17 protein-coding genes are annotated in these 19,171 nt (G+C 73.4%); 6 read left to right on the plus strand and 11 right to left on the minus strand.

The features are described 5' to 3' along the window. Positions 1 to 5 precede the first annotated feature (5 nt). The 5 genes from IE239_RS24850 to rfbB all read right to left on the minus strand — a co-directional run bounded on the left by IE239_RS24850 (position 6) and on the right by rfbB (position 5,500). Positions 6 to 1,031, minus strand: a complete 1,026-nt coding sequence (locus IE239_RS24850; RefSeq protein WP_229878289.1) for a Gfo/Idh/MocA family protein — start codon at positions 1,029 to 1,031, stop codon at positions 6 to 8. Then, positions 1,024 to 2,163 carry a nucleotide disphospho-sugar-binding domain-containing protein gene (locus IE239_RS24855; RefSeq protein ID WP_190151599.1) on the minus strand — a complete coding sequence of 380 codons (1,140 nt, stop codon included), beginning with the start codon at positions 2,161 to 2,163 and terminating at the stop codon, positions 1,024 to 1,026. Before IE239_RS24855 ends, IE239_RS24850 begins: the two co-directional genes overlap by 8 nt. Positions 2,164 to 2,227: 64 nt before the next feature. Continuing rightward, a complete protein-coding gene (locus tag IE239_RS24860) occupies positions 2,228 to 3,184 on the minus strand; it encodes an NAD-dependent epimerase/dehydratase family protein (protein ID WP_190151600.1) in 957 nt (318 codons plus the stop codon). Continuing rightward, entirely contained in the window at positions 3,174 to 4,532 is a 1,359-nt protein-coding gene (locus IE239_RS24865) for an NDP-hexose 2,3-dehydratase family protein (protein ID WP_190151601.1), read from the minus strand. The genes IE239_RS24860 and IE239_RS24865 overlap by 11 nt, the downstream gene beginning before the upstream one ends. After that, positions 4,529 to 5,500 (minus strand): dTDP-glucose 4,6-dehydratase, encoded by a 972-nt coding sequence (gene rfbB / locus IE239_RS24870; RefSeq protein WP_190151602.1) that lies wholly within the window; start codon positions 5,498 to 5,500, stop codon positions 4,529 to 4,531. Before rfbB ends, IE239_RS24865 begins: the two co-directional genes overlap by 4 nt. Before the next feature lie 124 nt (positions 5,501 to 5,624). On the opposite strand from rfbB, the gene IE239_RS24875 reads away from it, so the two are divergent. Further along, positions 5,625 to 6,242 (plus strand): dTDP-4-dehydrorhamnose 3,5-epimerase family protein, encoded by a 618-nt coding sequence (locus IE239_RS24875; RefSeq protein ID WP_229878290.1) that lies wholly within the window; start codon positions 5,625 to 5,627, stop codon positions 6,240 to 6,242. 51 nt (positions 6,243 to 6,293) lie between these two features. Here IE239_RS24875 and IE239_RS24880 read toward each other — a convergent pair whose 3' ends face one another. The 3 genes from IE239_RS24880 to IE239_RS24890 all read right to left on the minus strand — a co-directional run bounded on the left by IE239_RS24880 (position 6,294) and on the right by IE239_RS24890 (position 9,225). Continuing rightward, positions 6,294 to 7,358: a ketoacyl-ACP synthase III family protein gene (locus tag IE239_RS24880; protein WP_190151603.1), complete on the minus strand. Its 1,065-nt coding sequence runs from the start codon at positions 7,356 to 7,358 to the stop codon at positions 6,294 to 6,296. 114 nt (positions 7,359 to 7,472) lie between these two features. Further along, complete coding sequence (locus tag IE239_RS24885; protein ID WP_190151604.1) at positions 7,473 to 8,492, minus strand: ketoacyl-ACP synthase III family protein; 1,020 nt, start codon at positions 8,490 to 8,492, stop codon at positions 7,473 to 7,475. A 76-nt stretch (positions 8,493 to 8,568) separates the two neighbouring features. Beyond that, positions 8,569 to 9,225, minus strand: coding sequence for a TetR/AcrR family transcriptional regulator (locus IE239_RS24890; RefSeq protein ID WP_190151605.1), 657 nt, complete (start codon positions 9,223 to 9,225; stop codon positions 8,569 to 8,571). A gap of 92 nt (positions 9,226 to 9,317) precedes the next feature. On the opposite strand from IE239_RS24890, the gene IE239_RS24895 reads away from it, so the two are divergent. Continuing rightward, on the plus strand, positions 9,318 to 10,922 hold the full coding sequence (locus IE239_RS24895) for an MFS transporter (protein ID WP_229878291.1): 1,605 nt from the start codon (positions 9,318 to 9,320) through the stop codon (positions 10,920 to 10,922). 58 nt (positions 10,923 to 10,980) lie between these two features. Here IE239_RS24895 and IE239_RS24900 read toward each other — a convergent pair whose 3' ends face one another. Next, positions 10,981 to 12,144 (minus strand): nucleotide disphospho-sugar-binding domain-containing protein, encoded by a 1,164-nt coding sequence (locus IE239_RS24900; protein WP_190151606.1) that lies wholly within the window; start codon positions 12,142 to 12,144, stop codon positions 10,981 to 10,983. A gap of 138 nt (positions 12,145 to 12,282) precedes the next feature. Here IE239_RS24900 and IE239_RS24905 point away from each other — a divergent pair, with 138 nt between their 5' ends. Both IE239_RS24905 and IE239_RS24910 read left to right on the plus strand, forming a co-directional pair. Further along, positions 12,283 to 13,308, plus strand: coding sequence for a class I SAM-dependent methyltransferase (locus IE239_RS24905; RefSeq protein WP_190151607.1), 1,026 nt, complete (start codon positions 12,283 to 12,285; stop codon positions 13,306 to 13,308). A gap of 117 nt (positions 13,309 to 13,425) precedes the next feature. Next, positions 13,426 to 14,352, plus strand: coding sequence for an aromatase/cyclase (locus IE239_RS24910; RefSeq protein ID WP_190151608.1), 927 nt, complete (start codon positions 13,426 to 13,428; stop codon positions 14,350 to 14,352). 82 nt (positions 14,353 to 14,434) lie between these two features. On the opposite strand, the gene IE239_RS24915 is transcribed toward IE239_RS24910, so the two are convergent. Further along, on the minus strand, positions 14,435 to 15,442 hold the full coding sequence (locus tag IE239_RS24915; protein WP_190151609.1) for a methyltransferase: 1,008 nt from the start codon (positions 15,440 to 15,442) through the stop codon (positions 14,435 to 14,437). Between the two features lie 54 nt (positions 15,443 to 15,496). Continuing rightward, positions 15,497 to 16,996: an FAD-dependent oxidoreductase gene (locus tag IE239_RS24920; protein WP_190151610.1), complete on the minus strand. Its 1,500-nt coding sequence runs from the start codon at positions 16,994 to 16,996 to the stop codon at positions 15,497 to 15,499. A gap of 193 nt (positions 16,997 to 17,189) precedes the next feature. Here IE239_RS24920 and IE239_RS24925 point away from each other — a divergent pair, with 193 nt between their 5' ends. Both IE239_RS24925 and IE239_RS24930 read left to right on the plus strand, forming a co-directional pair. Further along, entirely contained in the window at positions 17,190 to 18,188 is a 999-nt protein-coding gene (locus tag IE239_RS24925) for an LLM class flavin-dependent oxidoreductase (RefSeq protein ID WP_190151611.1), read from the plus strand. Beyond that, a complete protein-coding gene (locus tag IE239_RS24930) occupies positions 18,172 to 19,158 on the plus strand; it encodes an SDR family oxidoreductase (RefSeq protein WP_190151612.1) in 987 nt (328 codons plus the stop codon). Before IE239_RS24925 ends, IE239_RS24930 begins: the two co-directional genes overlap by 17 nt. The last annotated feature ends 13 nt before the right edge of the window (positions 19,159 to 19,171 follow it).

Raw genomic sequence — 19,171 nt, forward strand, 5'->3', positions numbered from 1 at the left:
GGGGATCAGGACCGGGCCGCCGCCGCGGCCCGGTCCACCGCGTCCACCAGCTCGGCCTGACGCAGGATGTCCTCGCCGTGCCGCTCGAAGTCCCCGCCGTCGAGGATCGTGCGGGCGAACTCCCCGGCGATCCGGGTGAACTGCCGCTCGCACGGCAGCGGTACCTCCTCGACACCGTCCTGCCGCTCGATCCTGACCACCGGAGCGTGCTCGTCCGGCGTGCTGTACGCCCTGTCCAGCCGCAGGTGGCCCTCGCTCCCCCACATCGCGTACCCGCTGCGGTAGGAGTGGTCGACGCCGAACACCAGGTGCGCCGGGACTCCCCGGGACGAGACCAGCAGGGCCGACCCCGCGATGGGCCGGGCGTCCCGCTCCGTCCGGCGCAGCTCGGCGCCGCAGACCCGCAGACCGTCTCCGAGGAACAGCCGCGCCGCCCGCAGCGGGTAGGCCGCCACCTCCGGCAGGGTGCTGGCGTACCGGGGCGCCGCGTCCGCTTCCGTGCCGGCCCTGGGTATGCCGAAGTACCCGTGGAACAGGCGGAGTTCACCGATCACGCCGTCCGCGAGGAGCCGGGCCACCTCGGCGTGCTGGGGATGGTGGAGGAACATGAAGCTCTCCATCAGCAGCAGCCGGCGCTCACGTGCCGCGGCGACCGCCTCGGCGGCCTCCGCGCGACCTGTGGCGAAGGGCTTCTCGCACAGCACGTGCTTGCCCGCCTCGAGCGCCCGGATCGTCCATTCGACGTGCAGCTCGGGCGGCAGCGGCAGATAGACCGCGTCGACGTCCTCGCGCTCCAGCAGCCGGTCGTAGCCGGTCACCGGCTCGCCGCCGAACCGGGCGGCGAAGGCCTCAGCCCGCGCGCCGTCCCGGCTGGCGACGGCCGCGATCTCGACGAGCGGCTGATACGCCATCGAGGGCAGCATGCGGCGCTCCGCGATGCCGGCGCAGCCCAGCACCCCGACGCGCAGCCGACGCCCGCCGGCCTGTGGGTCGGGCACGGGCCCGCGCCCGCCGGACCGTGGGTCAGACACGGGCCCGCTCCCTTCCTCGGGCGGCGAGGGCGCCGAGGCGCGCGGCGATCTCCAGCGGTGCGGGCAGCGCCTCCACCTCCGCCCGTACTTCGGCGGCCGCCCGCCGGACCGCGTCGTCCTCGAGCCAGCGGCGGAAGAGTTCAGGCCCGATGGCGTCGGCGTGGGCGAAGACGCCGACGCCGCGCCGGCCGATCGCCGCGGCGGCCGCGTAGTGACCGATGCCGCCCGCGAAGACGAGCTGGGGCAGCCCCAGGGCCAGCGCGGTCAGGGAGGTGCCGCCGCCGCCGTGGTGGATGACGGCCGTGCACCTCGGCAACAGGTCCGACAGCGGAATCCAGCCCGCCGCACGGACGTTGGACGGCAGCGTCCCGTACTTGGACAGGTCGTACCCGCTGATCGCCAGGACGAAGTCGGCGTCCACCTCCCCCGCCGCCGCGATGATCTGCTCGACCGGGCCGATCTCGCCCCAGGTGAGCCCCATGGTCACCGCGACGGTCGGCCGCGGCGTCGGCGCCGTGAGCCAGTCGGGCAGCTCGGCGCCGCCGCTGTAGGGCACGTTGCGCATGGCCCAGCCGTACTGGCCTTCGGGCTCGACACTGGGCGGCGTGATGTGGACGGCGACCGGGTCGGCGGGCAGCCCGTCGACGCCGAACCGTTCGAAGGAGCCGGTCATGTGGGAGGCGATGCGCTCGCACAGTCCGCGCGAGCTCTCCAGGTACACGTCGTGCTGGACGGCCGGGATCCCCAGGAGAGCCGCGCACAGGGCGCCCGCCGCGGCACTGGAGTCGTGCACGATCAGATCGGGCCGCCAACGCCCGGCGGCCTCCACCAGACCGGGCGCCGTGCGGTCGTTCACCGCGCCGAAGATCTCGGCGATGGTGGCGGCCTCGGCCGGGCTGGTGGCCCGGGACTCGTAGAGGCCCTGGTGGCGTTCGAACAGCGGCATGAACATCGGGCCGATCTCGAGGTCCGGCGCGACGTCCACCATGGACAGCCCGGCCGCGGTCACCACCGATCCCTCACCGGCCGTCGCGAACAGCACGTCGTGGCCCGCCGCCCGCAGCGCCCAGGCCAGGGGGATCAACGGGAGTGTGTGGGCACGGATCGGAGCGGTGTGGAAGAGCACCCGCATGGAACGTCCCTTCTCGGATTCTCTCGGGTCGCGATGGACGGAAGCGGCCGGCCGGACTTCGGCGTCAGGAACCGGTGCGGCGGGCGGCGCGGTCGTGCCAGTCGTCGCTCAGCGCGCCCTCCACGGGGCGCTGGGCCTTCCAGCCCAGCAGCAGCCGCGCGGGATCCGGGTCGACGGCGAGCCAGTCACCGCCGGCGCCCGGAGAGACCGGGCCGCCCGCGCCGGGAGCCCGTTCCTCCAGCCGGGTCGGCACCCCGCTGGCGGCGATGAGCTGCCGCACCAGCCGGCGCACCGGCACCGTGGTGCCGCTGCCGATGTTGACGGCCTGCCCGACGAGGCCCCCGCGGGCGGCGGCCAGCACGGCGTCGCCCGCGTCCCGGATGTCGATGTAGTCGCGTTGGGCGCGCAGCGGGGCGAGCACCAGTTCGGCGTCGCGCCCCTCCTCGCGCGCGGTGAGCAGCTCCTCGAGGACCCGGCCCAGCAGGCTGGCCGGAGCCGTGCCGGGACCCGCGACGTTCACGAGCCGCACGACGACCGCGTCGACGCGGCCCGCGCGGGCTGCCTCGAGCACGGCGGTGGAAGCCGCCAGTTTGATCCGTCCGTACGCACCCGCGGGCCGCGGTGCGGTGTTCTCGCCGATCGGCACGCCACGGGGCGTCGGCCCGTACTCCATGACGGTGCCGACCTGGACGAACCGAGGCCGGAAGGGGAGGGCGCCGAGGGCGGCCAGCACGCGCTCGGTGAGTTCCAGGAGCGAGGTGCGCATCACCTCCTCGCTGCTCCCCCACGGCTGCCCGGCCGCGTTGACCACGACGGCGGGGCGTTCGGCCTCCAGCGTGCGGACGATCTTCTCCACCGGCTCGGCCGTCAGGTCCAGCCGGACGAACCGGGCGTACGGCAGGCGTTCGGCGCGGTCGCGCGCCACGGTGACGACGTCGTACCCCTCGGCCGCGAACGAGGCGCTGACATGGCGTCCCACCCATCCGGTGCCGCCGAGCACGACCGCGGTCTCACGCCCCATGAGGCTCAGCCCCCTCCGAGCTGCGCAGCCCGGCCAGCAGGGTCCGGGCCTGGATGTTCACGTAGTTGGCGTGCCTCAGCAGAGCGCTGAGCTGACGGACCGTCACCCAAAGGAAGCCCGGCTCCTCCTCGACCGGGAAGTCCTCGCCCACGTCGACGACGCGGTAGCGGTTGTCCGCGTGGTGGAAGCGGCCGCCCTCCTCCGACTGGACGGAGTCGTACAGGACCCGGCCGGCGTCCGGATCCAGGACCAGGTCGAGATAGCGCGGCCGCCGCCGCTCGGGCAGCGCGCCGGCGTGCCCGGGAAGGCACTGCACGGTGGGGGCCAGTTCGGCGACGTCCAGGACGCCGGCCTCCGTCTTGACCTGGGCCAGCAGATGGCGCACACCGCCGATGTCCCGTGCGACGAACGCCGCCAGGCCCTGCTCGACGGGCGCCAGCAGCGGCTGCGTCCACTGGGTGACCTCCCGGTTCGCGGCGTGCACGGCGGCGGCGACGATCGTGAAGTGACGGCCGTCCTCGTGGCCGATCTCGTCCTCCTTGCGGTACCAGCGCTCGACGTCGGCCAGCGCGATGCTCCGCTGCCGCAGCTCGCGCAGCGACTTGATCTCGGTCAGCCGGCTCAGCAGCTCTGCGTCGTCGTGGCGCGAGTCCGCGTCGCGCGCGAAGAGCGGGACGGTCGACAGGACGGTCCGTGCGTCCATGTTGACCACGTTGTCCCGCTCGAGCAGCCGGTGGATCTGCCCGATGGTGAGCCAGCGGAAGTCGTCGTGGGGCGGAACTTCGCCGAGGGCCTCGACCACCATGTTGCGGTTGCGCTTGCGCAGGAACCATGAGCCCTGTTCGGACTGGAGGGAGTCGTACAGCACGCGTCCCCGCCGGGGTGGGGCGAACTGGTCGATGTAGGTGACCGGAGCGCCTCGGTGCACCCCCGTGTAGTTGCTGCGGGTCGCCTGCACCGTGGGCGACAGCTGCACGGTGTCCAGGTTGCCCGGCTCCATCTTGGCCTGCATCAGGCAGTGCAGCACACCGCCGAACTCCTTGACGAGGATGCCGAGAACACCGACCTCGGGCTGGTTGATGATGGGCTGGGACCAGGAGGCCTCCTCCCCGTCCCAGGCCGTGTCCACCCGCAGGCCCTCCACCGAGAAGAACCTCCCGCTGTCGTGGACCAGGTCGCCGGTGTCGTCACGGAACCCCCAGCCCACCAGTTCCGCGAACGGGATGCGGTCGACGGCGTAGCGGTTGGTGCGACGCTGCTCCGCGAACCACGCGTCGAACTCGGCGTTGGGCGTCACGACGCTGTCCCGCGTGAGCGCCGACCTCTCGAACCTGTCGACGTCACTCATCGCACGGCCTCCATCGCCTTCCACCACGCGGGGTTGGCCCGGTACCAGTGCACGACCCGGGCCAGGCCCTCCTCGAAGGGGACCTGCGGCCGATAGCCGAGCTCCGCCCGGATCTTGCCGTCGTCGACGGCGTAGCGCAGGTCGTGACCCTTGCGGTCCTCGACGTGCCGCACCCGGCTCCAGTCGGCTCCGCACAGCTCCAGCAGCAGCTCGGTCATCCGCCTGTTGGTCAGCGCGGTGCCGCCGCCGACGTTGTAGACCTCCCCCGCCCTGCCCCGGGTCAGGACCAGCTGGACGGCCCGGCAGTGGTCGTCGACGTGGATCCACTCGCGGACGTTGTGCCCGTCTCCGTACAGCGGCACCGTCCCGCCCGCCGTCAGCCGGGTGATGAACAGCGGGACCAGTTTCTCGATGTGCTGGTAGGGACCGTAGTTGTTGGAGCACCGGGTGATCCGCACATCCAGCCCGTGGGTGCGCCAGTAGGCGCGGGCCATCAGATCCGCGGCAGCCTTCGAGGCCGCGTAGGGGGAGTTGGGCAGCAGCGGGCTGTCCTCGGTCCACGAGCCGCCGTCGATCGAGCCGTACACCTCGTCCGTGGAGACGTGCACGAACCGTGCCACGCCGGCTGCCAGGCAGGCGTCCAGCAGGCTCTGGGTGCCGACGACGTTCGTGCGCACGAACTCGGCGGCGCCGAGCACCGACCGGTCCACGTGCGATTCCGCGGCGAAGTGCACGACGCAGTCGTGCCCGGGGACGAGGGAGCGCAGCAGCTCCCCGTCGGTGACGTCCCCGCGCACGAACGTCAGGCGCGGGTGGTCCAGCGGCAGGTTGTCGGTGTTGCCGGCGTAGGTGAGTGCGTCGAGGACGGTCACCTCGGCCTCTTCGTAGCCGGGATACCCACCCCCGAGCAGGGTGCGCGCGTAGTTCGAGCCGATGAATCCGGCTCCTCCGGTGACCAGGATTCTCATGCACAGGACCTTGCGGGCGACGGATGGCCTGCGGGTCGAGAGGGGCTCGAAGCCGGCAGCGCCGGGCGGCCGTCGGACCGTTCGGCTCCAACGCGCCTTGAGGCGGCGGTCCTACGGTCGGCGCATGGAGTCTCGCAGCATGGAAATCCGCAACCTGGCGCTGCCGGACGTCTTCCTCGTCACACCGAGGGGATTCCCGGATCGCCGAGGCACCTTCTACGAGTCGTTCCGCCAGGACCTGCTGTCCGAGGCGCTCGGCCGGAACTTCACCATCGCGCAGAGCAATCTCTCCGTCTCGCACCGCAGGGTGCTGCGCGGGATCCACGGTGTGCGGGGCGAGTTCAGCCAGGCGAAGCTGGTGACCTGTCTGCGCGGCGCGGTCGTCGACATCGTGGTCGATCTGCGGGTCGGCTCACCGACGTTCGGCCGGCACGAGGTGGTCTGGCTCGATCACCGGTCCCTGACGAGTCTGTTCATCGCCGAGGGGCTCGGGCATTCGTTCCTGGCGCTGGACGACGACACGGTCATGAACTACCACTGTTCGCAGCCCTATGTGGCCGACGCGGTGTACACCGTGAGCGCTCTCGACCCGGCCCTGGCACTTCCCTGGGGACTGACCGAGCCTCCGGTGATGTCCGAGAGCGACCTGGCCGCGCCGTCCGTGGAGGAGGCCGTCGCCAAGGACCTGCTCCCGACGTACGAGGAGTGCCTCGAGCTGTACGGCCGGTCCGTCCCGGCATGAGGTGCCGGCGCGTCCGGCCGGGGTCCCTCCCGGCCGGACGCGCCTTTCGTCCTACGGCGTCTTCGCGCCGGCGCCTCGGGCCGTCCCGGGCCCGGACGCCCACACGGGCCGCTCGAGGATCTCCAGCACGACGGCGACCGTGGCGAAGCCGGCCGACCCGCCCAGCAGCAGCACGTGGTCGCCGGGGGCCAGCAGCCCGTCGAGCAGCAGGCGTTCGAGGGACACCAGCTGGTCGCTGACGCCCAGGTGGCCGGTGACCGCGCCGATGTCGAAACAGGAGCGCTCCATGGGCAGTCCGAGGGGCGCCATCACGAACTGGTCGACCACGAACCGGGACATGTTGTGGAAGATCACCTTCGTGAGGCCGGCGACCGCGATGCCCGCCTCGGCCGCCGACGTCCGGGCCAGGTCGGCATGGTTGGCGGCCATCAGGGAGGCCGCCTCCACCGTCGACATCACGTTGTCGACGAAGTGGTCGAGGCGTCCCTGCTCGTCGATCCGGCCCCCGGCGGACGAGGGGAACAGCGGCTCGTCGCCCCGTTGCATCATCTCGAGTTCGGGAATCGTACGGGAGTTGACGGAGCGGATTCTCGCGAAGCCGCCGTCGGTGCCGAGCACCGCGGCGCTGGCGCCGTCGCCGCCGATGAAGGAGTACGAGCCCCAGCGGTCGATCCACGGGCCGAAGACGTCGGCGCCCGTCAACAGCACCGTGCGGTGCCGCAGGGCGCCGGTCAGCTGGCCGACGGCGAGTTCCATCGCGCTGAGCATCGCCGAGCAGCCGGTGCGCAGTTCGGTCACCGGGGCGGCGCCACCGCCGAGTTCGCGCAGGGTGTAGCCGGCGATCGACCAGCCGGCCGGCCCCGGCGGGAACACACTGGCGTGGATGAGCGCGTCCAGTTCCTTGGACTCCAGCCCGGCACGCTCCAGTGCCGTGCGCGCCGCCGAGACGTTCATCTCCGCAGGGGAGACGTCGTCGGTCACGGACGTCGCCGTGAGCCGGCACATGTCCACGGCGGCGGGATCGTACAGACCCTGCTCCACGGCCCGGTCCACGCTGACGGTCTCGGGCAGGCTGCTGCCCACAGAGCGGACGTAGACGTCGTCTCGGATTTCCATGGTCGCCCCCGGGGATCGATCGGCTTCGGCTGCGCCACGAGTCTGGGCACGCCGTCTCGAGAGCCCGTCGAAGCCACGTCGGCGCCGCACACCGGCTCGGCAGGCCGGGCGAGGTCACAGCGGCGGTGTGTGCACGATCTCCACGACGGCCGCGCCGACGCTGTAGCCGACGCCGACCCCCGCGAGAAGGACTCTGTCTCCCGGGTCCAGCCGGTTCTCCCGCGCGAGATGGTCGAGAGCGGCGAACTGGTCGCCCGCGCCCAGGTGCCCGACGCGCCGGCCGAACTCCCAGACGCTCTGCTCCTCGGTGAAACCCAGCGCGTCGTAGTTCTCGCTGCGCCCGTCGCCCCGGTGGACATGGGGGACGACGACCCGGTCGATGTCGGCGAGCGCCAGGCCGGCGTCGGCCAGCGCCTCGTCGCGGGCCCGCAGCATGGCGTTCTCCAGCCGTTCCCAGGATCCCCGCGACGCGGGATTGCGGCTGTGGGTGCTGAAGCGCCGCAGGACGGGCACGGGCGACTGCCGTCCCGGCGCGAGCGTCAGCGGGCTGTCCGCCCGGCTCCACGGCTCCAGTGAGGTGTCGGCGTGGACGGCGGTGGACAGCAGGCGGGCGAATCCGCCGGCGGTGGACAGGACGAGGGCGGTGCCGCCGTCCCCGAAGATCGTGTAGAACTGCGTCGCCCAGCGGTCGACCATGGGTGGGGCGAAGTGGTCTCCGGTGGTCAGCAGCGCGGTGCCGGCCGCGCCCGACTGGAGCTGCCCGGCCGCCAGGTGGAGGGCGCCGAGGCCGCCGTTGGAGCGCTGCTGCACGTCGAACGCGACCGCCCGGTGGCTCACGCTCTGTCCGGCGACATAGCTCGCGGCGGGCCACCAGTCGAGCCCCTGGAACCAGGAGCAGGCGTGCAGGACGAGGTCGTAGGCGGCCGGATCGAGGCCGGCGCGCCGCACCGCGGTCCGGGCGGCGCGCACCGCCATGTCGGCCCCCGCCTCGTCGTCGGCCACGGCGATCGACTCGTAGCCGAGGGAGCGGTGGTGGTCGCCGACCAGGCCGGCCTCGACGGCCTGTTCCAGGGGGGTCCGCGGCGGCAGCCACACGCCGGTGGCCGCGACGCGGATGTCCTTCTCGTACTTCATGGGAGCCTCCGACGCACTGGGTGCTGAGGGGACGCTCAGGCAACCAGGATGCGGTCGAGTACTCCTGGTACGACGTTCAAGCCGTGGGACTGGGGCGATTGAACCGGGCCAGTCCGTGCTCGAGCAGGAAGAAGGCGCGTTCCGCGTCGGCCACGGCCTCCGCGTGGGCCGTCTCCAGATCCCGCCCGGCCAGCACGCGCTCGAGGTTGCGCGAGACGAGGGCCTGCTGGGCGGCGGTGATCTGCAGGGCGGCGATCGTCGGCGCAATCCCTTCGGGTTCCTCGCCGAGCCGCCCGGCGAGCGCGGCGGCGAGTTCGCTCCGGCTGCCCAGCCACTGGTCCACCAGACGCAGCTTCAGGCTGGGCGTATGCATGATCATGCGCTGGAAGGCGAGGAATCCCGGCTCGTCGCACAGCCCCGTCGAGGGGTTGCGTTCGTCCAGGCCTGACACGAAGTGGCGCAGCAGCGCCTCCAGCGGGGAGTCCTCGGGTCCGCAGGCCCGCACGATCGCGGCGGCCTCGCCGAAGTGGTCGTCGATCCGGCACAGGACGAGGTCCTCCTTGGCCGGGAAGTGGTTGAAGACCGTCATGGAGGACACCTCGGCGGCCTCCGCGATCTCCGCCACGGTGACGCTGTCGAAGCCCCGCTCGAGGAAGAGCCGCACGGCCGCGTCCGAGATCGCCTCGCGCGTCCGCAGTTTCTTCCGTTCCCGAAGACCCAGTCGCTCGCTCATGCCCCCACCCTACCGAGGGTGATCTGAGCGAGAATAAACTTGTGCTCAATATATTCATTGAGTGACTAAAGCAAATGCTCTATGCTGACGGCATGACACAGCTCGGAATCGGTGATCAACCGCCCTCGGCGGACACGCAGCAGGGGCCGCAGCCCGGTCCGCAGCCGGTCTACGACGGCTCGCGCCGGCTCATGGGCAAGAACCAGGTGATCCTGGTGTCCCTGTCCTGCCTGACTTCGCTGCTGCTGGCGCTGCTCGACGTCAACATCGTCTCGGCGGTGTCCTGGAAGATGGTCGCCGACCTCGACCCCGTGCACGGGATCTCCCGGCTGCCCTGGCTGACCACCTGTTACGCCCTCGCCGACTGCATCGTGGTCCCGCTGTACGGGAAGCTCTCCGACGCCCACGGGCCCAAGCCCGTCTTCCTGTTCTCCCTCGGCACGTTCCTGGTCGGCTCGTGCCTGTGCGGGGTCGCCCAGAGCATGACCCAGCTGATCGTCTTCCGTACCGTCCAGGGAATCGGCGCCGGCGGGCTCACCGCCGTCGCCCTGATCATCATGGGCGTGCTCTTCCGCTCCGACGCCGACGACCTCGACGGAGCGACCTCGTCGAAGACGGCCTTCGGCGCGGTCATGTTCGGCGTGGGCCTGGCCCTCGGACCGACGCTCGGCGGTTTCGTCGCGGACTCCCTGAACTGGCGCTGGGTCTTCTACATCAACCTGCCGTTCGGCGTCGCCGCGTTCGCGGTCGTCGCCACGATGCTGCGGCTGCCCCGCCGCACCCAGCGGCGCCGGGTCGACTTCGTCGGCGCCGCGCTGATCGCCGGCACCGCGGCCGCCGCTCTGCTGGTCGCCGACTGGGGCGGCAAGCGGTACGCGTGGGACTCGGCGACCGTGCTCTCGCTGTCCGCCGCCGGCGCGCTCATGCTGGGCGGTTTCGTCTGGCGCATCAGCACCGCCGACGAACCCCTCATCTCGCTGGCGCTGCTGCGCAACCCCATGTTCCGCATCATGATGCCGATCTCCCTGATCGGCGGACTGGCCCTGGCCGGCGGGCTGTTCTACGTCGGCGGCTACCTGCAGATCGGACGCGGCCTCAGCCCCAGCCGGGCCGGGCTGCTCACCCTGTGCATGGCCTGCGGCCTGATCCTCTCCGCGCTCGTCGGACGCTGGATCATCCGCCTGTTCGGGAAGTTCAAGTACCTGCTCACGGCGTCGGGCATCATCCAGGCCGCCGTGCTCTTCTGCTTCAGCGGACTGGGCGACCACACCGATTTCGTGCTCATCGGGATCGGCATGGCGGTGATCGGCGTCGCGCTCGGCCAGTCCCTCGGCCTCGCCCTGCTCTTCACGCAGAACAACGTCGAGCTCGACGACATCGGCATCGCCACCACCTCGCTGCGCTTCAGCCAGCAGCTGGGCACCGCTTTCGGCTTCGCGCTGTTCAGCACCGTCGTGACACGCTTCCTCGCCGGCCATCTCACGGGCCGGGCGGGCGCCGCGAACGTCAACGGCGAGCTGGACACCGGAGTCCTCGCCCAGCTGACGCCCGAGCAGCACGACTCCGCTGTGCACACGTTCGTCCAGGCGACCAACCTGGTGTTCTTCATCTCCGCGTTCCTGGTCCTCGTCCCGTCCGTGCTGTCCCTGTTCATCCGGGAGAAGTCCCAGCGGGAGCTGGCCGCCACGGCCGGCTGACCGCAGCACGATGCCCGGACTCCCCCGGGATTCCGGGCGAGTCCGGGCATCGGCGCGTTCACCGTGCGGCGAGCTCCTCGAGGTCCCGCGCCACCTCGGCGGGCGAGGGCAGCTCCAGCGCCCGCTCGCGCAGGGCGACGGCGGCCTGCCGGTACCCCGGCTTGTCGAGCAGGGTGGTCAACGCGTCGCGGATGACACCGGGGTCGTTCTGACTGCCGGCGTCCCCCAGCCGCACCGCCACGCCGGCCTCCTCCAGCCGTTCGCACCGCACGTGCTGATCCATGATCTGGGGCAGCAGCAGGTGCGGCCGCGCCGCCAGCACCGCCGTGAGGGTCGTGCCGCCACCGCCGTGGTGCACGACGGCGTCCGAGATCTCCAGCACCTCTCGGATGGGCAGCGGATCCACCAGCCGCACCTGATCCGGCACCGGCCCCAGCGCCGGCCGGTGTTCGCGCTCCAGCGTGACCAGCGCCTCGACGCCGTCCAGGCCGTCGAAGGCGTCGACCACGTGCCGGATCAGCGACAGTCCGTTGAGCGGCAGGATGGACCGGCCGAACGACACGCACACCCGGCGCCGGTCGCCCTCCGCCTGCCACAGCCAGGAGGGCACGCTTCCCCCTCCGTTGTAGGCCACGGGCCGGATCGGCCGGCCGGCCGGCTCGTCCGGCAGACCCAGCTCGGCCGGGAACGGATCCAGCAGCAGGGCCGGATCGGGCAGCCCCGCCAGACCGTGCCGGACCGCGCGCCCGTGCAGCAGCGTGCGGGCCAGCGCCAGCCCCGCGGACGAGACGGGCTCCGGCCCCCACCGGTGGTGCACCGTGGGCACGCCCAGCACCCCGCCGACGATCAGACCCGCGTACTCCAGCGGATCGGTGACGATCAGATCCGGTTTCCAGCGGCGCGCGAAGTCCAGATACGGGTCCAGCAGGTACTTCGCGTGGAACACCCAGGCGAGCGCGGCGGCCGTCCAGCCGCCCCGGGGCAGCTGAGCCAGTCCGATGTCGATCGGACGCTTGCCCTCGGGGAGTCCCAGGAACAGTTCGTCGACGTCGAAGAGCGCCCCCTCGCACACGGTGGGCAGCCCCGCGCCCCGGGCCATGCCCACCACGTCCGGCTGCCCCAGGAACATGACGTCGTGCCCGGCGGAGCGCAGTGCCCACATCAGGGGCACCGCGGGCATGAAGTGGGTGGCGGACGGGCTCGAGATCGCGAGTACGCGCACGGCAACTCCCAGATGGCGACGACGGGTCGACTGCGGCCGCCAGACCTTCTCAGCGCGCTGTCGCGCCCCGCTCGAGCCCGGCTGGGCACGTCCGGCCACCTCGATCCCTCCTCGAACGCCCCGTGCCAGCATCCGCGCATGTCTGACACGAGCACCGAGATCACCCGTGAACGTCTGCTGGACATGATGACCGGCTTCAAGTCGACCTACCTGCTGCGCACCGCCCTCGAACTGGGGATCTTCGACTGTTTCACGCACGGCCCCGTCGGCGCGGCCGAGGTCGCCCGCGCCGTCTCCGCCGATCCGCGCGCCGTGCGGCTGCTGCTGGGCGCGCTGGCCGGGGCCGGGCTGCTGGAGCCGGCCGGGGAGGCGTTCCGGCCGGCGCCGGGGGCCGAACGGCTGCTGGTCGGCTCCGCGAAGGAGTACTTCGGCGGCAACGTCCACGTCGCCGCGAGCCTGTGGGAGTGGGACACGATGCGCGCGCTCCCCGACGTCGTCCGCAAGGGCGGGCCCCTGGCCGACGCCGAGGCGGAGCGGCCCGGGTTTGCGTTCTGGACCGACTTCGCCACCCACCTCACCGGCCTCACCCGGGCGGGCGCCGGGCATGTCGCCGACCTCCTCGAGCCGTGGGCAGCCGAACGGAAGGGGCTGAGGGTGCTGGACGTCGGCTGCGGCCACGCTCTGTTCGGACTCACCCTCGCGGGCCGACGTCCGGCCGGGCACGTCCGCTGCCAGGACTGGCCCGAAGTGCTCGAGGCGGCCGAACGTCACGCCCGGCGGCTCGGCCTCCAGGACCGGACCTCCTATCTGCCGGGCGACGCCTTCGAGGTGCCGGTCGGAGGGCCCTACGACGTGATCGTCCTGGCCAACTTCCTGCTGATGTTCTCGCACCGCCGCTGCGTCGACCTGCTGCGCCGCCTCACCCCGGCGCTGGCGCCCGGGGGCCGCGTCGTCATCGCGGGCTTCACCACCGGCGACGCCGCTCCGCGCGAGGAGTACCACGCGCACATGCTGGGCCTCCTCATGCTGGCGACCACCGCGGGGGGCGAGGCGCACTCCGCCGACGCCTACGCCTCGATGCTCGCCGAGGCGGGCCTGACCTCCGTACGAGCACACCTGCACGACCGTCTCCCGGTGCGCGTGGTCGAGGGAGAACGTCCCTGAGCCGCGCACCGGCCGCACCACACCCGCCGCACACCGGCCACCCGGCCGCACCGCCCCCGCCGCACAACCGGCCTCCAGGCCGTTCCTCTCCCCGCAGACCGGAAAGGCGTCCCGCCCATGTCCACACCCGCGCCCGGCCCCGCCACCCGACCGCAGGGCCGGCTGACCCACCGCATCGCCGTCGCCGCGCCCCCGGAGGCGGTGTACGACCTCGTGGCCGACAACACGCACACTCCGCGGCTCTCCCCCACCGTCGTGCACATCGAGCGCGTGCGGGGCGACGCCCGTGGCGACGTGATCCAGCGGTGGGTCGTCGACGGCGGCGCGCCCCGGACCTGGCAGGTGGCCCGCACCCTCGACGCGGCCCGCGGCCGGATCTCCTTCGACCAGCTGAACGCGGCTCCCCCGGTGGCCGCCATGCACGGCGAGTGGTGCATCCGGGCCCGCGCCGAGGGGGGCACGGACGTGGAACTGAGCCATGCCTGGACGCTGACCGGCGGCGGCGAAGAGGCCGCGCGACGGATGGCGGAGCGCATGGACGGCGGCATCACCGAGCAGTTGCGGGGACTGAAGCGCTTCGCCGAGCACCTGGACGCCCTCACCCGGCACGAGTACACGGACGAGACCGAGGTGTTCCTGCCTCAGCCGCCGGTCGAGGCCGTCGAGGGGCTCTGGGACCCCGCCCGCTGGCCCGAGGTGCTGCCCGGCTGCCGGACGGCGACCGTGACGGCCGAGGCCGAGCGGTGTCTGTCCGTCGACCTCGGGACGACGGCGGGCGGGCCCGTGCTGCGGCGCTGCTATGTGCGCCCGGCGGCCACCGTGATCGTGTGGAAGCAGACCGAGGGCCTTCCCCCGTTCTGCCGTTCGGTCCGCGGTGAGATCCGCGCACGGCCCGCCGCCGGCGGCTGCACGGTGAGCGTGCGCCGGACCGACGGTCTCGACCCGGTGGCGCTCGCCGGCCTGCCGGCCGCGGCGGTCGCCGAGCGGGTCGCCGGGATCCGGGCCGGCGCGGGGCTCGATCCCTTCGCCGGCCTGCCCGGCTGAGCGGCCGGCGGCGGCTTCGGACGCCGGTGAGGGGCGGGCGCCCGGAGCATCGGGCGCCCGCCCCTCACCCGTCCGCGTCCGCTCAGGTCGCAGCGGCGAACTCCACCAGGGTGTGCGGGTCGTGAACCGCGGTCAGCGAGCGCACGGCCAGCCCCACGCCGGTTCCCATGGCCTCCAGGTCCGCGGCGGTACGGGCCCGGCCGCCGGTGGTGACCAGCATCAGCAGGTCCATGTCGGTCGTCGAGCTGCGGGCGGACGCCGGGTCGACCAGCGACTCGAGGACCAGCACCCGGCCCGTGGCGCCCGCGGCCTCGGCGCACCGGCCCAGGATCCGGGCCGCCCGGTCGTCGTCCCAGTCGTGCAGGACGCCGGACAGCAGGTAGACGTCGCCCCCGGTGGGCAGCGGATCGAAGAAACTCCGGGCGACGGTGCTGGCGCGCCCGGCGAGCCCGGCCTCGGCGAACCGTTCGTCCGCGGCCAGGGTGGGCCCGGGCCGGTCCACGACCGTGCCGCGCAGATGCGGGTGGGCGGCGAGGAGCGCGGCGAGGAGTGTGCCGTTGCCGCCGCCGACGTCCACCACGTGCGCCGCGGAGGACCAGTCGAAGGCCTCGGCCAGGCCCGGGGCCTTGGCCGCGGCGCCCGCGGCCATCTGTTCGTCGAAGGTCCGCGACAGGTCGGGGTCCTGGTCGAGGGCCTCCCAGGTGTCGCCGGTCCGGCCGGCCGGGGGCCGTCCGGTGCGCACCGACTCCAGAAGGTCCGTCAGTGCCAGGTCCACCCGGCCGATGGCGCTCTCGAGGTCGAGCCAGCTGCGGGCGTCGCCCGGACCCTGGGTGCACAGCTCCTTGCCGACCTCGGCGAGCGCGTAGGAGTCGGGTGAGGGCTCGCAGAAGACTCCGACGGCGACGAGGTGGCGCATGACACGCCGCAGCGCGGGGGCGGCGACGCCCGTGCGCTCGGCGAGGGCGGCGAGATCGCCGGTGCCGTCGGCGATGTGGTCGGCGACGCGCAGGGTGGCCGCCACCCTGATCGTCATCGGCGTCGTCAGGTCGGCCATGTCCTGCAGCCGGGATGCCCAAGGGGCGTCGGTCATCGTTTCTTTCCCTCCGGATCTGGGTTCACAAAGCCTCGGAACGAGGTCGTGCGGTCATGCGCCCGCCAGGCGCGCCAGCGCCGCGTCCCGTTCGGACCGGGTCCGTTCGGCGGAGTGGCCGACGGCGGCCGCCCAGGCCACATAGCCGTCAGGGCGGATCAACAGGTGCGTGAGTCCGGCCAGTTCGGGACAGGTCGCCGTCACCACATCGCACCGGCCGCCCGGGAGCGCCCCGCCCGTGGCGCCGCCGTCCAGGCACAGCAGGACGGGCCGGCCCGGGTGAAGGAGTTCGGCCAGCCTGCGCTTCTTGTCGCCGACGGTGAGCACCGCCTCCGGCGCCCAGCCGCCCGCCGACGGGTGGGGGTCGGCGGCGCCCGTGGCGTAGCGGACGTCCGCGGCGGAGATCTTCTCGGCGAGGTAACGGTTCACCTCACCGAAGCCGATCAGGTCGTGGAACATCGCGCGCAGCGCGTCGACGCGCGGTTCCGGCGCCAGAAGCGCGAGTTGGGCCCGAGCGTGCGTCAGCACGGCGTCGGCGACCGGCCGGCGCTCGCTCTCGTAGGTGTCGAGCAGCGCGTCGCAGGCCCGGCCCGTGACGCGTGCGGCGAGCTTCCAGCCCAGGTTGACCGCGTCCTGAAGTCCGATGTTCAGTCCCTGGCCGCCGACCGGGTAGTGGATGTGCGCCGCGTCACCGGCGAGCAGGACCCGTCCCCGGCGGTAGACGTCGGCCAGCAGGGCCGCGTCACCGTAACGGGCGCCCGCCGCCAGTCCCGACATGGGAACGTCCCGGCCGTGGATGCGCGCCACGGTCGCGGTCAGTTCCTCCAGGGTGACCGGGGTGTCCCGGTCCCCGGGCGGTCCGGTGAACTCGATGGCGACCACCCGGCTGCGTCCTTCTCCCGGGTGGACGGAGATCACGGTGCAGCCCCGCCGGGTGCGGTGCCAGCCGGCCGGAGCGTTCGCGGGGTCGCCCAGGAACACCTCGCCCGCCGTCGTCGAGGCGATGGCGTCCGTTCCGCGGAAGCCGATGCCCGCGGTGCGCCGGACGACGCTGCGGGCGCCGTCGCAGCCGACGACGAAGGCGCCGCGCGCGCGGGAGCCGTCGGACATCCGCACGGTGACGCCCTCGGCGTCCTGGTCGACCCCCGCGACCTCGGCGCCGCGGCGGACCCGCACCCCGAGTTCGGCCGCCCGCTCGCCGAGGATGCGGGCGGTCACGGCCTGCGGCACGAAGAGGGCTCCCGGCAGCCCGTCGCCCGGCGCCGGGAAGTCCAGGCCGGTGATGCCCGCGAAGTGCCCTCTGGGCAGGGCCCGTTTGTCGTGGCTGAGGCCCGCTCCGCCGTTCAGTTCGCGTTCGGCGGCCAGGAACCGGTCGAGCAGACCGCGGCGGTCGAGCGTGGGGATCGTCCTGCCGTGCAGCACCTGGGCCCGCGAGTCGTCGGCGGGCGCCGTCCCCCGTTCGAGGACGGTGACCCGCGCCCCGGTCAGCGCCAGCTCGCACGCGGTCATCAGACCCACGGGCCCCGCGCCCACCACCACCACGTCCGTACCCATGGATCTCCTTCCCGTGACGGCTGCGGGCCGCCGGCCGCTCGGACGCCGTCAGCGTGGCGGCGCGACGTCAACGGCCGTTGGAGGGCGCGTCGAGCGGCGGCGGACGCCCGGGCGTGTCCGGGCGCTCGATCGGTGCTCAACCGGCGGCTGTCAGGGTCGGCGCGGGCGCACACCGAAGCGGAAGGAGCAGCCCATGGGACTGCACACAGGTGTCTCTCTGCCGATCTCCGGTGACGACATCCCCGACGTCACGGCCACGGCCAGGTACGCGGAGTCGGCCGGCTTCGACTCCGTGTGGGTCGGTGACCATCTGGCAGACGGACGGCCCCTGCTGGAGAGCACGCTCGCGCTCGCCGCGGCCGCCGCGGTGACCACCCGGGTGCGCGTCGGTCTCGGGGTGCTGCAACTGGCCCTGCGCCAGCCGGTGTGGGCCGCGAAGCAGATCGCCACGCTGCAGTGCCTCTCCGGGGGCCGGCTGGTCCTCGGGGTGGGCACGGGTGGCAGCGTGCCCGCGGAGTGGCGGGCGGCGGGCATCGCGCTGGACGGGCGCGGACGGCGCACCGACCGGGTGCTGGCCGCGCTGCCCGGGCTGCTGACCGGGCAGCGGACCCCGCTCGCCGGGCTGGTGCCCCGCCCCGGCGGCACACCCGCCGGGTCCGGGTCCCCCGGGACTGCGGACGCCCCGGAGGAGGTCACGCTGGCGCCCGCGGTGCCCCGGCCGCCGCTGTGGATCGGCGGGGGCTCCGGGCGGGCGCTGCGCCGGGTCGCGGAGTACGGCGACGCCTGGCTGGCCGCCGCCACGCCTCCGGGCGAACTCGCCGACGCGGGAGGGCGGTTGGGGGAGCTCGCCGCACAGTACGGTCGGCCGGCGCCACAGGTTGCGGCGCTGGTCATCGCCGCCGGGGTGCGGGAGCACGGGGAGCGCGCCGCCGGGCAGCTGGCCGGGTTCCTGTCCGCCCGGCTGGGCATGGACCCCGGCCGCGCCGCCCGGGCGGCGGTGGCGGGCGGTCCTGCGGCGATCGCGGAGCGGCTCGACGCGTACCGCGCGGCCGGGGTCCACCACGTGGTGCTGGCCCCGTTCGGGACGGACTGGCGGCGGCAGTTCGACGTCTTCGCCGAGGCCCGGCAGCTGCTGGCGGACGGCCGCGTCGAGGCCGGCACGGGGACGGTGTCCGATGCGACCGGTCGGTGAGCCGGCGCCGGCCGGCGGCGACGCGGGCCGGGCGCTGGTCCTCGGCGGGACCGGGTTCGTCGGCCGTCAGGTGTGCGCTCGGCTCGCCGCGCTCGGCCATGACGTGCTCGCCGTGGGCCGCACGCGTCCGCCGCGGACCGGGCGGGCGGGGCGGTTCGCGGCACTGGATCTGGCGGCGGCGACTCCCGACGCCCTGGTTGCCCTGCTGCGGGCCCATCGGCCGACGGTCGTGGTGAACGCGGCGGGCGGAGTGTGGAACGTGGACGCGGAGCAGATGGTCCGGTCGAACGTCACCGTCGTCGAGCGTCTCGTCGCCGCACTCGGGGGCTGGGAACCGCGGCCCCGGCTCATACAGCTCGGCTCCGCCCACGAGTACGGGCCGGTGCCGTACGGCTCGCTCGTCGACGAGGAGACCCCGCCCGATCCGCGGACGGACTACGGCCGGACGAAACTGCGCGGAACGACCTGCGTGCTGGACGCGACGCGTGCGGGCGTCGTCGACGGCATCGTGCTGCGGATCTCCAACGTGCTCGGCCCGGACGCGCCGGCGACCAGTCTGCCGGGGGCGACCGTCGCCCGGCTGCGGACCGCCGCCGAGACAGGGCGCACGGCGGTGCTGCGCACCGGCCCGGCGCAGGTGTACCGGGACTTCGTGGACGTGCGTGACGTGGCCGACGGCGTGGCCGCGGCCGCGGCGTGCGGCGTCGGCGGAGTCGTCAACCTGGGCGGCGGCACGGCCGTCGCGGTGCGCAGCCTGATGGAACAGCTCGCCCGGATCAGCGGCGCGCCCGCCCGGGTGGTGGTGGACGCCTGCCCGGGCGGGCAGATCGTGCGGGCCAGCGGCGACTGGCAGTTGCTGGACATCACCGCCGCGGGACGGCTTCTGGACTGGACGCCCGGGCGCCGCCTGACGGAGTCGCTGCGGTCCCTGTGGGAGTCGACGGAGCGCGGGGTGGTGCGGGTCGGCTGACCCGGCCGCCGCC

The sequence above is a fragment of the Streptomyces humidus genome (assembly GCF_014649655.1).
Classification (GTDB): Bacteria; Actinomycetota; Actinomycetes; order Streptomycetales; family Streptomycetaceae; genus Streptomyces; species Streptomyces humidus.